A 12456-nucleotide genomic window follows, 5' to 3' on the forward strand; every position below is an offset into this window, starting at 1 on the left:
GTCAGCCATGTCGGTGAACCGGCACGTCGACGACCGGCCCGTCGCGCTCGACGAATACCCCGTGCACCAGGCCCCGCTCTCGATGAAGCACCACGTCAGCAGCGACCGCAACGCCTACGACCGCTGCATCTTCCACGTCTTCGACCACCAGGGCAGGGCCCTGCTCATCGCCGGCCTCGGCGTCTACCCGAACACCGGTGTCATCGACGCCTACGCCACCCTGCGCACCGGCGACCGGCTGCACGCCGTCCGCGCCTCGGACGCCCTGGGCGACGACCGGACGAACCTCTCCGTCGGCCCCCTCACCATCACCGTCGACGAACCCCTCAAGCGGCTCTCCCTGCGCTGCGAGGCCGACCCCGACGACCCGGAGGGGCTCTCCTTCGACCTCACGTGGACCGGCGACTTCCCCGCCGTCTGGGAGCCCCACCACACCCAGCGCCACGGCGACCGCCTCACCCTCGAAGGCCGCCGCTTCGTCCAGGCCGGGCACTGCGCGGGCACGATCAGGGCGGGCGGCGAGGAGTTCGCGGTCACCGCGGGGGAGTGGACCGGCACCCGCGACCGCAGCTGGGGGGTCCGCCCGATACCCGGCGAAGAACCCGGCCGCGCCGCCGAGTTCCGCCCCGAGGGCTTCCACTGGCTCTGGATCCCGATGCGCTTCGAGGACCGCTTCCTCATGGTCATCGCCCAGGAGGACGCCGACGGCTACCGCACGCTCAACGAGGCCCTGCTCGTGCGGAACGGCCGGCGCGACACCCAACTCGGCTGGCCCCGCGCCGACATCACGTACCGCCCGGGCACCCGCCACCCCGAGCGGGCCGTCGTCCACCTCGTCGACCCGACGGGGAAACCCCTGGAGATCGGCGTCGAGATCCTCGCCTCTTCACCGCTGGCCGTCGGCGCGGGATACCCGCCCGCCACCGACTGGCAGCACGGCACCTGGCGGGGTCGCGGCTGGACCGACCGGCGGGTCTACGACCTCACCGACCCCTCCGCGCACCCTATGGCCGCCTACGGCGTCACCGACCACGCGGCCCGCTTCACCCTCGAAGGCCACACCGGCTACGGCATCTTCGAGCACGGCTCCTTCGGCCGCCACGACCCCAGCGGCTTCGCCGATCACGCGTCGACGGCCAACTGAGGAGGCTTTTTTCGTGGCTACCGCACCCCGTCCCCGCACCACCACCCGCGACCCCGAGGAGCTCGGTCGGCGGCTCGTCGGGTGGCTGGACCGGCATCTGCCCGGCGCTCGCGTCACCGGCCTCGCCGTGCCCGGGTCCAACGGCATGTCCAGCGAGACCCTGCTCTTCGACCTGGACCACCCCGACACTCCCGTGCGCGGCTGCGCCCTGCGGCTGGCCGCCGACCCCGCCGCGTACACCGTCTTCCCCGACTACGACATGGCGCGGCAGCACCGGGTGATGCGGCTGGTCGGCGAGCACACCGATGTCCCCGTGCCGCGCGTGCTGTGGCTGGAGGAGGACCCGGGGCCGCTCGGCGCACCCTTCTTCGTGATGGCCCGCGCCGAGGGCCGGGTGCCACCGGACGTCATGCCCTACACGTACGAGGGGAACTGGCTGCACGCCGCCACCGACGCCGAACGCGCGCTCCTGGAGGACGAGTCCGTCTCCGTACTGGCCCGGCTGCACGACCAGTTCCCCGCGAAGGAGGCGGAGTTCCTGCTGCCGGACGGTGCGGGCACCCCGCTGCGCCGCCACGTCGACGCCCAACGCGCGTACTACGCCTGGGTGGTGGAGGGGCTCGCCCCTTCACCGCTCATCGAGTCCGCCTTCGACTGGCTGGAGGCGCACTGGCCGGCCGACGAGGGCCCGGCCGTACTCGCCTGGGGCGACGCCCGCATCGGGAACATCGTCTACGACGGGTTCAGGCCCGCGGCCGTCCTCGACTGGGAGATGGCGTCCTGCGTCCCGCGCGAGGTCGACCTCGGCTGGGCGGTCTACCTCCACCGCTTCTTCCAGGACCTGACGGTCTCCTTCGGCCAGCCCGGCCTGCCCGACTTCCTGCGCCGCGACGCGATCGAGCGGCGGTACGCGGAACTGACCGGGCACACCCCGCGCGACATGGAGTTCCACACCCTCTACGCGGCGCTGCGGCACGCGATCGTGATGCTCAGGATCGCGTACCGGCAGGCTCACTTCGGAGAGGTCGAGGTGCCCGGAGACCCGGACGCCCTCATCCTGCACCACGCCACGCTCGCGGCGATGGTGCGGGGAAGCTACTGGTGAGACGGGTGCCCTGAGCGGGCACCACAGGACAGGCCTTAGGCGGCGCGCCGCATCTGGGGCACCCGCAGCGGACGCGAGCCCGGACCGCCGACGTGCGAGAAGGGCTGCGTCCGCCAGTCGAGACCCTGGGGGAGCGTCAGGAGCAGCGCGGTGTCCTGCTCCTGGACCTCCAGGGTGTCGTCCGCCGGACGGGCCGCCGAGGCCGCGAGCCCCGTCCCCGGGCAGACCGTCAGGACGAAGGGGTTCCACGGCGTGGGGCAGAGGGCGTGCTCCGGCAGCACGTCCTCGTCGGCGAGCAGCGCGATCGGCTGCACGCACTCCGGGCAGACGACCCGGAACATCTCAAAGGTGTCGTACGCGTCGAGCTCGTCGGACGTGTCGACGGATTCAACAGGATCCTGCATGGAGAATCTCCCCCTCGGGTGCGTCGGCCGGGTCTGCTACGGCCTCGACCACAGCAAGCACTTCCCATGCGGAACTCCGCATAACCGTGAGCCGGGATCTCGGGCCCGGCGCAAACCTGTGGCGTTCGTCACATGCCTGTCGCAGGTGCCCCGTGACCGCCCATAGCGCCCTATACGGGTCGCCCCCGGTTGTCCCCGGGCGCCCGCGGCGCACTAGGGTCACCGCATGGAGGAGCTGGATCGTCAGATCGTCGAGTTGCTCGTCAAGGACGGGCGCATGAGCTACACCGACCTGGGCAAGGCCACCGGCCTGTCCACCTCGGCAGTGCATCAGCGCGTCCGCCGCCTCGAGCAGCGCGGTGTCATCCGCGGCTATGCCGCAGTCGTCGACCCGGAGGCCGTGGGTCTGCCGCTCACCGCCTTCATCTCGGTCAAACCCTTCGACCCGAGCGCCCCCGACGACACCCCCGACCGGCTCGCCGACATCCCGGAGATCGAGGCCTGTCACAGCGTCGCGGGCGACGAGAACTACATCCTCAAGGTCCGGGTGGCCACGCCGCTGGAGCTGGAGCACCTGCTCAGCCGCATCCGCTCGCAGGCCGGGGTCTCCAGCCGGACGACCGTCGTCCTGTCCACGCCGTACGAGGCCCGGCCACCGCGCATCTGACCGCGCCTCCGGCAGGGGGTCGGAGACCTGCCGGACAAACCGGGTCCCGCCAGGTCATAGCCTGGTCGCATGAGTGAGCCCATGTCCGCGGCGTCCGCCGCCCCTGCCGCCGAACACCGCACCGTGCTGCTGCGCGGTGGGGAAGTCCACAGCCCCGCCGATCCCTTCGCCACCGCGATGGTGGTGGAGCGCGGACACGTCGCCTGGGTGGGCTCGGAGGGCGCTGCCGACGCCTTCGCCTCCGGCGTGGACGACGTGGTCGACCTGGAGGGCGCGCTCGTCACCCCGGCCTTCGTCGACGCGCACGTGCACACCACGGCCACCGGATTCGCCCTCACGGGCCTCGACCTGTCCTCCGCCGCCTCGCTCGCCGACGCGGCGGAGCTCATCCGGGCCCACGCCGCCGCCCGCCCCGCGGACCGCATCCTCATCGGCCACGGCTGGGACGCCTCCCGCTGGCCCGAGCGCCGCCCGCTCACCCGCGCCGAGCTCGACGGACTCACCGGCGGCCGCCCGCTCTACCTGACCCGGATCGACGTCCACTCGGCCGTCGTCACGACTTCCCTCCTCGACCTCGTCCCCGGCGTCCGCGACCTGGACGGCTTCCACGGCGGACAGGGGCCGCTCACCGGTGACGCGCATCACGCCGTCCGCGCCGCCGCCTTCGCCGCCGTCTCCCCGGAGCAGCGCACCGAGGCGCAGCGCGCCGCCCGGAGCCACGCCGCCTCCCTCGGCATCGGCACCCTGCACGAGTGCGGCGGCCCCCGGATCTCCTCCGAGGAGGACTTCACCGGCCTTCTGGACCTGGCCCGTGCCGAGGCCGGGCCCCGCGTGGTGGGCTACTGGGCGGACCTCGACATCGAGCGGGCGCGGGCCCTGGGCGCCCTCGGGGCGGCCGGCGACCTCTTCGCCGACGGCTCCCTCGGCTCGCACACCGCCTGCCTCCACGAGCCGTACGCGGACCACGCCGACGCCGGGCACACGGGCGCCGCCCACCTGGACGCCGCCGCCGTCGCCCTCCATGTCGTGGCCTGCACCGAGGCGGGGCTCCAGGCCGGCTTCCACGCCATCGGGGACGCCGCCGTGACCTCGGTCGTCGAGGGTGTCCGCGCCGCCGCCGAGAAGGTCGGCCTCGCCCGCGTCCGCGCCGCCCGGCACCGCGTCGAGCACGCCGAGATGCTCACCCCCGAGACCGTCGCCGCCTTCGCCGAGCTCGGCCTCACCGTCTCCGTCCAGCCCGCCTTCGACGCGCTCTGGGGTGGCGAGGAGGGCATGTACGCCGACCGGCTGGGCGTCGAGCGGGCCCGGACCCTCAACCCGTACGCGGCGCTGCTGCGCGCCGGTGTGCCGCTGGCCTTCGGCTCCGACAGCCCGGTTACCCCGCTCGACCCGTGGGGCACCGTCCGGGCCGCCGCCTTCCACCGCACCCCCGAGCACCGGATCTCCGTCCGGGCCGCCTTCACCGCCCATACCCGGGGCGGCTGGAGGGCCGTGGGCCGCGACGACGCCGGGACGCTCGTCCCCGGCGCCCCGGCCGACTACGCGGTCTGGCGCACCGGCGAGCTCCTCGTACAGGCGCCCGACGACCGGGTGGCCCGCTGGTCCACCGACCCCCGCTCCGGTACGCCGGGTCTGCCCGATCTGTCGCCCGGCGCGGAGCTCCCCGTCTGCCTGCGTACGGTGGTGCACGGACAGACGGTGTTCGTACGGCCGAACGAGTGATGTAGGGATATTTCCGACCGTTGAGCACCGCTCCGTACGTTTGTCCCCGACCTGCGGATCTTCCCCTCCGGCCTGGCCTTTCAGGGAGAATCCGCAGGTCAAGCCGGTGTTGACAGTCGCCGGTCGGGGGCGGGTAGGTTCTCCGCGTCCACCACAGGACGTCCGACCGGTTCACACCGCCACGCAGTCGCCGACCGCCGCCCGCGCCTCGGCCGCGAGGGAAGGTTTCTCCGGCGGAAGGTGCGACCCGGGTGGGGCCCGGACGTTCAGTAGACAACGGCTCTCGGTCGACCCGCAGCCAGCGGATCCCAGGTCGGACCGAAGGACGTCGGGCCCCGCACCGCACGGCAAGCGCCCGCATATGTCCCTTCCCCGCGCGACCGCAGCTGCGGAGCACTCCGAGGACCTCGCTATGGTGGGGTCCTGCGTTTGTATCCGAAGGGGCAGTAGTGAACGACGGTGGCCAGAGGCGTTACGGCCCGCTCGGCAAGGCCTTGGTGATCATTCCGACCTACAACGAGGCGGAGAACATCAAGCCGATCGTCGCGCGGGTGCGGGAGGCCGTACCCGAGGCGCACGTTCTCGTCGCCGACGACAACAGCCCCGACGGTACGGGCAAGTTCGCGGACGAGATCGCCTCCGATGACGATCACGTCCACGTCCTGCACCGGAAGGGCAAGGAGGGGCTCGGCGCCGCCTACCTGGCCGGCTTCCGCTGGGGCATCGAGCACGGCTACGGCGTCCTCGTCGAGATGGACGCGGACGGCTCGCACCAGCCCGAGGAGCTCCCGCGCCTGCTCACCGCGCTCAAGGGCGCGGACCTCGTCCTCGGCTCCCGCTGGGTGCCGGGCGGCCGGATCGTGAACTGGCCGAAGTCCCGCGAGTTCATCTCCCGGGGCGGCAGCCTCTACTCCCGCGTGATGCTCGACGTGCCGATCCGCGACGTCACCGGCGGCTACCGGGCCTTCCGCAAGGAGACCCTGGAGGGCCTCGGCCTGGAGGACGTCGCCTCCGCGGGCTACTGCTTCCAGGTCGACCTGGCCCGTCGCGCGGTCGCCGCCGGCTTCCATGTCGTCGAGGTCCCGATCACCTTCGTGGAGCGCGAGATCGGCGACTCCAAGATGAGCCGGAACATCGTCGTCGAGGCGCTGTGGCGGGTCACCGGCTGGGGTCTCACGGCGCGGGCGGAGAAGGTCGGCCGGATCCTCGGCCGCAAGTCCTCCTGACGCCTTCCCGGGGGCTCGGGTCTTCCCTGGCCACGATGTCCTCCCCGAGCTGACGCCTCCCCCGGAGACCGGCCCTCGTCGCGCGCGTACTGATCCTTCCTTTACGACGTTCCGGCGGGGTGCCAGGCACACTGGGGTCCATGACGACCGGCGCAACGCCTCCCCTCGCCCCCAAGCGCTCCCGCGCGCGCACGTTCCTTCCCCTCGCCGTCGCCGCCTGGCTGGTCCTGGAGATCTGGCTGCTCACGGTGGTGGCGAACGCGACGGGCGCGCTGACCGTGCTCGCCCTGCTCGTCGGCGGTGCCGTACTCGGTGCCACCGTGATGAAGCGGGCGGGCCGGCGCGCCTTCCGGAACCTCACCTCGACCTTCCAGCAGGCCCAGGCGGCCGCTCGGACGGGCGAGGCGCCCGCGCCGGCCGAGCGGACCGGCGCTGAGGGCCGCAACGGCTTCCTGATGCTCGGCGGCCTGCTCCTGATGATCCCCGGCCTCGTCTCGGACGCGGCCGGACTCCTGCTGCTGATCCCGCAGGTCCGCTCGCTTCTCGGGCGGTACGCGGAGAAGGCCGTCGAGCGCCGTATGGCCGCCGCGCCTCCCGGCAGCCTCCAGGACGCCTTCCAGCAGGCGCGCATCCACCGCCCGGACGGAAAGGTCGTCCAGGGCGAGGTCGTCCGCGAGGACGCGAGCCAGGGCCCCCGTCGGCCCGACGAGCCGCAGGCGCCCCTGCTGCCCTGATCGACGCCGCGCTCCGCGTATCCCCCCCTCGGGGGTGCGCGGAGTTCCCTTTTCCCGGGTCCGGGGCATGGGGCCAGGCGCACGAGTCCGGCGCACAGGCTCTCGGGTACGCGAAAACGCCTCGGGGCCCGGTACACCACTTCGTGTACCAGGCCCCGAGGCGTTGTTCGTCCGGCGGGCCGCTAGGCGGACTTGCGGCTGTCGCGCGGATGCACGGCGATGTTCATGGCGCCGGAGCGCAGGACGGCCAGCCTTTCGGCGAGGACCTCCTCCAGCTCCTCGCGGGTGCGCCGCTCCATGAGCATGTCCCAGTGCGTACGCGCAGGCTTGCCCTTCTTCTCCTCGGGTCCGTCCCCGTCAACCAGGAGTGCCTGGATTCCGCAGACCTTGCACTCCCACTCCGGCGGAATTTCCGCTTCCACAGAGAAGGGCATCTCAAAACGATGGCCCTTCTCGCATGCGTACTCCACGGCCTGGCGCGGGGCCAGATCGATGCCGCGGTCGGTCTCGTAGCTGGTCACCACGAGGCGCGTGCCGCGAAGAGCTCGCTCACTCATGAATCGTGCCTCCCGGGCTTGTCGCCCACAGGACAGGTGTCGCTGTCGTCGTTATCCGGTCAACGTCCGGTCGGCGGTAAAGATTCCCGTGCCGGGTCATGCGTCGCCCGTCGTGCCGCCCCTTGTTGTACCCACCAGTGCCCGTTTTGTCACATCTGACATCAGATATGACTCACTGTCTTCACCAAAGCAGCACGCAGTAACGGTCCGCCTGGCAGGCCAAAGGCGTACACTACCGGCCTTTCACTTCCGCGTCTAAATTCGCTCCGGCAGCGGGTTGCCCGCCTCCTCCACCGCGCGCCGCACCGGGACCCGGGCGAGCAGGGCGAAGCCGACCGCGAAGAAGATCACGAGAGAGATGATGGCATCCCGATAGCTTCCGGTCAGCTGATACGCGAGACCGAACACAAGTGGACCCAGCCAGCTCAATCCCCGATCGCTCATCTCGTAGGCAGAGAAGTACTCCGCCTCCTTGCCGCGCGGCACCAGATGGGAGTACAGCGAGCGCGACAGCGCCTGGCTCCCGCCCAGGACCAGCCCGATCGCGGCCGCCAGGCAGTAGAAGAACACAGGCGCGTCGGCCGGCAGGAAGTAGCCCGCCGCCAGGATCAGCGTCCAGACCGCGAGCGAACCGAGAATCGTCCGCTTGGCGCCGTACGTCCGGGCGAGTCGCCCCATCCCCAGGGCCCCCACCACCGCGAGCACCTGGACCAGCAGCACCGCCGTGATCAAGGTCGTCTGGTCGAGGCCCAGCTCCTCCGACCCGTACACCGACGCCTGCGAGATCACCGTCTGCACGCCGTCGTTGTAGACCAGATAGGCCAGCAGGAAGGAGAGCGTCAGCGGGTGCCGGCGCATGTCCTTGAGGGTCGCCCGCAGCTGCCGCCAGCCGCTGCCGACCGCGCCCGCCCGCTCGGCTCCGTCCGCGCGGACGTGCCGGTCGCGCAGCCGCCGCAGCGGTACGAGGGTGAAGGCGCCCCACCACACGCCGGCCGAGGCCAGACAGATCCGGATGGCCTCGCCCTCGGTGAGGCCGAACGAGTCGTGCCCCGAGTACAGGACCAGGTTCAGTACGAGGACCAGCGCGCCGGACGTGTACCCGAAGGCCCAGCCGCGCGAGGAGACCTTGTCCCGCTCGTCCGGCTCCGCGATCTGCGGCAGGTAGGCGTTGTAGAGCACCATCGACACCGCGAGCGAGGCGTTCGCCACGATCAGCAGGAAGGCGCCGAGGAGATACCGGTCGCCCGCGAGGAAGAACATGCCCGCCGTGGCCGCCGCCCCCAGGTACGCCGCCGCCGCGAGCAGCGGCTTCTTCCGGCCCGTACGGTCCGCCACCGCGCCCACCAGCGGCATCACCAGGACCGCGACGACGATCGACGCCGACACGGCGTACGCGAAGAGCGAGCCGGCCCGCACGGGTATCCCGAGCGGGTGCACGAAGCCCTCGGCGTCGGCCGCCGCCCGCGCCAGCGACGTCAGGTACGGGCCGAGGAACACGGTCAGCACGCTCGTCGAGTACACCGAGCACGCGAAGTCGTAGAAGTACCAGCCGTGCTGTTCGCGCCGCCGCTCGGCGGGACCGACGGTGTACTCCTCCGGTTCGGTGGTGTCTGCGGTCAAGGCCGCGCCCCCCTCGCTCGTCCCCGTGATCCGCCCCGCGCCGACTCGGCGCGCGCTCAGACCCACGCCCCCCGCTCGGTCAGCACCGAGCGCAGCGTCTCCAGATGATCGGTCATGATGCCATCGACGCCCAGGTCGAGGAGAGAGTTCATCCGGGCCGGATCGTTCACCGTCCAGACGTGGACCTGGAGCCCGCGCGCGTGCGCCTCCCGGACGAACCGGCGGTCGACCACCGGGATGCCGGCCTGGCGCTCCGGGACCTGCGCCGCCACCGCGCCCGCCCGCACCGCTGCCGGGACGCCCAGCGAGCGCAGCCGCAGCCCGACGACCCCGCGCACCCCGTACGAGGTGGCGAGCCGGGGGCCCGCGAGGCGCTGGGCCCGCGCCACCCGGGACTCGGTGAAGGACCCCACGCACACCCGGTCCCAGGCGCCGGTCCTGCGGATCAGGTCCACCAGCGGCTCCAGGGCCGCCTCGGCCTTGAGATCCACGTTCCAGCGGGCCTCCGGGAACTCCTCGAGGAGGTCGGCGAAGAGCGGCAGCGGCTCCTGGGCCGCCACACGGGCCTCGCGCACCGCCGCCCACGGCAGGTCGCGGATCCGGCCCGAGGCGTCCGTCACCCGATCGAGGGTCGCGTCGTGGAAGGCGACGAGCACCCCGTCCGCCGTCGTGTGGACATCGGTCTCGAAGTAGCGGTAGCCCGCCGCCGAGGCCAGGCGGAAGGCGGCCGCGGTGTTCTCCAGGCCGTTCGCCGTGCCGCCGCGGTGGGCGAACGCGAGGGGGGAGGGGTGGTCGAGATAGGGATGGCGTACGCGAGTCACGGGCGCAGTATGGCCTGTCCCGGTGTCCCGGGGGCGACCTACGGGCGGACGGGTTCCGGCTCGGCGGCTGCCTCCGGGCGGACGGACGCCCGTTCCGGGGCGGCCACGTGGCCGACGGGCTCAGACTCCGAGGCCGGCTCCGGCGCAGACTCGGGCTCCGGCTCCGGCTCCGGCCCCGACTGCGGCTCCGCCTTCGGTACGGCGAACCAGCGCAGGAAGTACTGGGCGAGCGGCCCGATCGCCAGCGCGTACAGGACCGTGCCGACGCCGACCGAACCGCCGAGCGCGAAGCCGGTCGCGACGACGGCCACCTCGATCGCCGTGCGCACCAGCCGGATCGACCGGCCGGTGAGCCGGTGCAGACCGGTCATCAGCCCGTCGCGCGGGCCGGGGCCGAACCGCGCCGCGATGTAGAGGCCGGTGGCGATCCCGTTCAGGACGATGCCGAGCACGAGGAGCGGCACCTGCCCGGTCAGGCCGTGGACGTCCGGGACGAGCGCCAGGGTGCCGTCCATCGCCAGGCCGATCATGAACACGTTGGAGACGGTGCCCAGACCCGGCTTCTGCCGGATCGGGATCCACAGGAGCAGCACCGCGGCCCCGACGATGATCGACACGACGCCGATGGTCAGCCCGGTCTTCTCGGCGAGACCCTGGTGGAGGACGCCCCAGGGCTCCAGACCGAGCCCGCTGCGCACCAGGAGCGCCGAGCTCACCCCGTACAGCGTCAGACCGACGTACAGCTGGACGAGCCGACGGGTGAGGTGCCGGCCGTGGAGGCCGGAGGCGATGGACAAGGGACTTCCCCCCAGGGTGGTGGTAGTGGACTGGCTCATGACACTCTGTGGCGGGGTATTGGCTGCCAACCATGGCCAATTCGATGAAGGTGGACTGATTTCGATGGCTCAGTGGACTTCGGCGGTGGGGCCGGCGCAGCTCGCCCGGCAGCTCCAGGCGCAGCAGCAGCGACCCGCCGGACCCGGCGCGCGCAAGCCGCCCGCCTACCGCGCCCTCGCCGACGGCATCCGTCTCCTCGTCCTGGAGGGCCGCGTCCCGGTCGCCGCCCGTCTGCCCGCCGAGCGGGAGCTCGCCGTCGCCCTGACGGTCAGCCGGACGACGGTGGCCGCCGCCTACGAGGCGCTGCGCTCCGAGGGCTTCCTGGAGTCGCGCCGCGGGGCCGGCAGCTGGACGGCCGTCCCGGCCGGGAACCCGCTGCCCGCGCGCGGCCTCGAACCGCTGCCCCCTGAGGCCCTCGGCTCCCTGATCGACCTCGGCTGCGCCGCTCTGCCCGCGCCCGAGCCCTGGCTCACCCGGGGCGTCCAGGGCGCCCTGGAGGAGCTGCCGCCGTACGCCCACACGCACGGCGACTACCCGGCAGGGCTGCCGGCGCTGCGCCAGATGCTCGCCGACCGCTACACCGCGCGCGGCATCCCCACCATGCCCGAGCAGATCATGGTGACGACCGGCGCGATGGGCGCCATCGACGCCATCTGCCACCTCTTCGCGGGGCGGGGCGAGCGCATCGCCGTCGAGTCGCCGTCGTACGCGAACATCCTCCAGCTCATGCGGGAGGCCGGCGCCCGGCTCGTCCCCGTCGCCATGTCCGAGGGGCTCGGCAGCTGGGACATGGGCCGCTGGCGCCAGGTCCTGCGGGACGCGGCGCCCCGCCTCGCGTACGTCGTCGCCGACTTCCACAACCCGACCGGCGCGCTGGCCGACGAGGACCAGCGGCGGCAGCTCGTCGACGCGGCCCGCTCGGCCGGCACGGTCCTCGTCGTCGACGAGACCATGACCGAGCTGCACCTCGACGACGACGTGGAGATGCCCCGGCCGGTCTGCGCCTTCGACCCGGCGGGCTCGACGGTCCTGACGGTCGGCTCGGCCAGCAAGGCCTTCTGGGCGGGCATGCGGATCGGCTGGGTCCGGGCCGCGCCCGACGTCATCCGCTCCCTCGTGGCCGCGCGCGCGTACGCGGACCTCGGCACCCCCGTACTGGAACAGCTCGGCGTGAACTGGCTGATGGGGACCGGCGGCTGGGAGGAGGCCGTGCGCCTCCGGCGTGCTCAGGCGCGCGAGAACCGGGACGCGATCGTCGCCGCGGTCCGCAGGGAGCTTCCGGAGTGGGAGTTCTCGGTGCCGCGCGGCGGGCTGACCCTCTGGGTCCGCACCGGCGGGCTCTCCGGCTCCCGGCTCGCCGAGGCGGGCGAGCGCGTCGGCGTCCGGGTCCCCTCGGGCCCGCGCTTCGGCGTGGACGGCGCCTTCGAGGGCTTCATCCGGCTGCCCTTCACGGTCGGCGGCCCGGTCGCCGACGAGGCCGCCGTCCGCCTGGCGGCGGCGGCGCGCCTGGTGGAGTCCGGCGCGGGGGGCGGGGGCGGGGAACCGCCACGGTCGTTCGTGGCGTAGGGCGCCGCAGGACGCATGCCGAGAGGCCGGTACGGACCCGGGTGGTCCGTACC

General features: G+C 72.7%; 12 protein-coding genes. 7 read left to right on the forward strand and 5 right to left on the reverse strand.

Features of this window, described 5'->3' with window-relative positions; translation table 11 throughout:
• Window positions 1–7: 7 nt before the first annotated feature.
• Both ACWFR1_RS31040 and ACWFR1_RS31045 read left to right on the forward strand, forming a co-directional pair.
• On the forward strand, window positions 8–1144 hold the full coding sequence (locus tag ACWFR1_RS31040) for a hypothetical protein (protein ID WP_453557071.1): 1137 nt from the start codon (window positions 8–10) through the stop codon (window positions 1142–1144).
• A 13-nt stretch (window positions 1145–1157) separates the two neighbouring features.
• Complete coding sequence (locus tag ACWFR1_RS31045) at window positions 1158–2249, forward strand: phosphotransferase family protein (RefSeq protein ID WP_453557072.1); 1092 nt, start codon at window positions 1158–1160, stop codon at window positions 2247–2249.
• 35 nt (window positions 2250–2284) lie between these two features.
• On the opposite strand, the gene ACWFR1_RS31050 is transcribed toward ACWFR1_RS31045, so the two are convergent.
• Window positions 2285–2653 carry a hypothetical protein gene (locus ACWFR1_RS31050; RefSeq protein WP_453557074.1) on the reverse strand — a complete coding sequence of 123 codons (369 nt, stop codon included), beginning with the start codon at window positions 2651–2653 and terminating at the stop codon, window positions 2285–2287.
• 226 nt (window positions 2654–2879) lie between these two features.
• Between ACWFR1_RS31050 and ACWFR1_RS31055 the strand changes: the two genes are divergently transcribed.
• From ACWFR1_RS31055 to fxsA, 4 genes are all read left to right on the forward strand, one after another.
• The gene (locus tag ACWFR1_RS31055; protein WP_017242178.1) at window positions 2880–3320 is read left to right on the forward strand and encodes an Lrp/AsnC family transcriptional regulator; all 441 of its coding nucleotides are present in this window, start codon (window positions 2880–2882) and stop codon (window positions 3318–3320) included.
• 69 nt (window positions 3321–3389) lie between these two features.
• Complete coding sequence (locus ACWFR1_RS31060; RefSeq protein ID WP_453557076.1) at window positions 3390–5042, forward strand: amidohydrolase; 1653 nt, start codon at window positions 3390–3392, stop codon at window positions 5040–5042.
• Window positions 5043–5491: 449 nt separating this feature from the next.
• Complete coding sequence (locus tag ACWFR1_RS31065) at window positions 5492–6268, forward strand: polyprenol monophosphomannose synthase (protein WP_453557078.1); 777 nt, start codon at window positions 5492–5494, stop codon at window positions 6266–6268.
• A 140-nt stretch (window positions 6269–6408) separates the two neighbouring features.
• Window positions 6409–7002, forward strand: coding sequence for an FxsA family membrane protein (gene fxsA, locus ACWFR1_RS31070; protein ID WP_453557080.1), 594 nt, complete (start codon window positions 6409–6411; stop codon window positions 7000–7002).
• A 182-nt stretch (window positions 7003–7184) separates the two neighbouring features.
• Here the strand turns inward: fxsA and ACWFR1_RS31075 are convergent, their stop codons facing one another.
• From ACWFR1_RS31075 to yczE, 4 genes are all read right to left on the reverse strand, one after another.
• Window positions 7185–7559: an RNA polymerase-binding protein RbpA gene (locus ACWFR1_RS31075; protein WP_015032218.1), complete on the reverse strand. Its 375-nt coding sequence runs from the start codon at window positions 7557–7559 to the stop codon at window positions 7185–7187.
• Window positions 7560–7814: 255 nt separating this feature from the next.
• On the reverse strand, window positions 7815–9179 hold the full coding sequence (locus ACWFR1_RS31080) for an MFS transporter (RefSeq protein ID WP_453557082.1): 1365 nt from the start codon (window positions 9177–9179) through the stop codon (window positions 7815–7817).
• Between the two features lie 56 nt (window positions 9180–9235).
• Window positions 9236–10000 carry a glycerophosphodiester phosphodiesterase family protein gene (locus ACWFR1_RS31085; RefSeq protein ID WP_453557084.1) on the reverse strand — a complete coding sequence of 255 codons (765 nt, stop codon included), beginning with the start codon at window positions 9998–10000 and terminating at the stop codon, window positions 9236–9238.
• Window positions 10001–10038: 38 nt separating this feature from the next.
• On the reverse strand, window positions 10039–10836 hold the full coding sequence (gene yczE, locus ACWFR1_RS31090) for a membrane protein YczE (protein WP_453557086.1): 798 nt from the start codon (window positions 10834–10836) through the stop codon (window positions 10039–10041).
• A 64-nt stretch (window positions 10837–10900) separates the two neighbouring features.
• Here yczE and ACWFR1_RS31095 point away from each other — a divergent pair, with 64 nt between their 5' ends.
• Window positions 10901–12403, forward strand: coding sequence for an SCO1417 family MocR-like transcription factor (locus ACWFR1_RS31095; protein ID WP_453557088.1), 1503 nt, complete (start codon window positions 10901–10903; stop codon window positions 12401–12403).
• Window positions 12404–12456: the final 53 nt, after the last annotated feature.

The sequence above is a fragment of the Streptomyces sp. NPDC055103 genome, from assembly GCF_053607625.1.

Coding starts and splice junctions, on each gene's coding strand:
- ACWFR1_RS31040 (WP_453557071.1), top strand. CDS start 8: ATGTCGGTGAACCGGCACGTCGACGACCGGCCCGTCGCGCTCGACGAA.
- ACWFR1_RS31050 (WP_453557074.1), bottom strand. CDS start 2,653: ATGCAGGATCCTGTTGAATCCGTCGACACGTCCGACGAGCTCGACGCG.
- ACWFR1_RS31055 (WP_017242178.1), top strand. CDS start 2,880: ATGGAGGAGCTGGATCGTCAGATCGTCGAGTTGCTCGTCAAGGACGGG.
- ACWFR1_RS31060 (WP_453557076.1), top strand. CDS start 3,390: ATGAGTGAGCCCATGTCCGCGGCGTCCGCCGCCCCTGCCGCCGAACAC.
- fxsA (WP_453557080.1), top strand. CDS start 6,409: ATGACGACCGGCGCAACGCCTCCCCTCGCCCCCAAGCGCTCCCGCGCG.
- ACWFR1_RS31075 (WP_015032218.1), bottom strand. CDS start 7,559: ATGAGTGAGCGAGCTCTTCGCGGCACGCGCCTCGTGGTGACCAGCTAC.
- yczE (WP_453557086.1), bottom strand. CDS start 10,836: ATGAGCCAGTCCACTACCACCACCCTGGGGGGAAGTCCCTTGTCCATC.
- ACWFR1_RS31095 (WP_453557088.1), top strand. CDS start 10,901: ATGGCTCAGTGGACTTCGGCGGTGGGGCCGGCGCAGCTCGCCCGGCAG.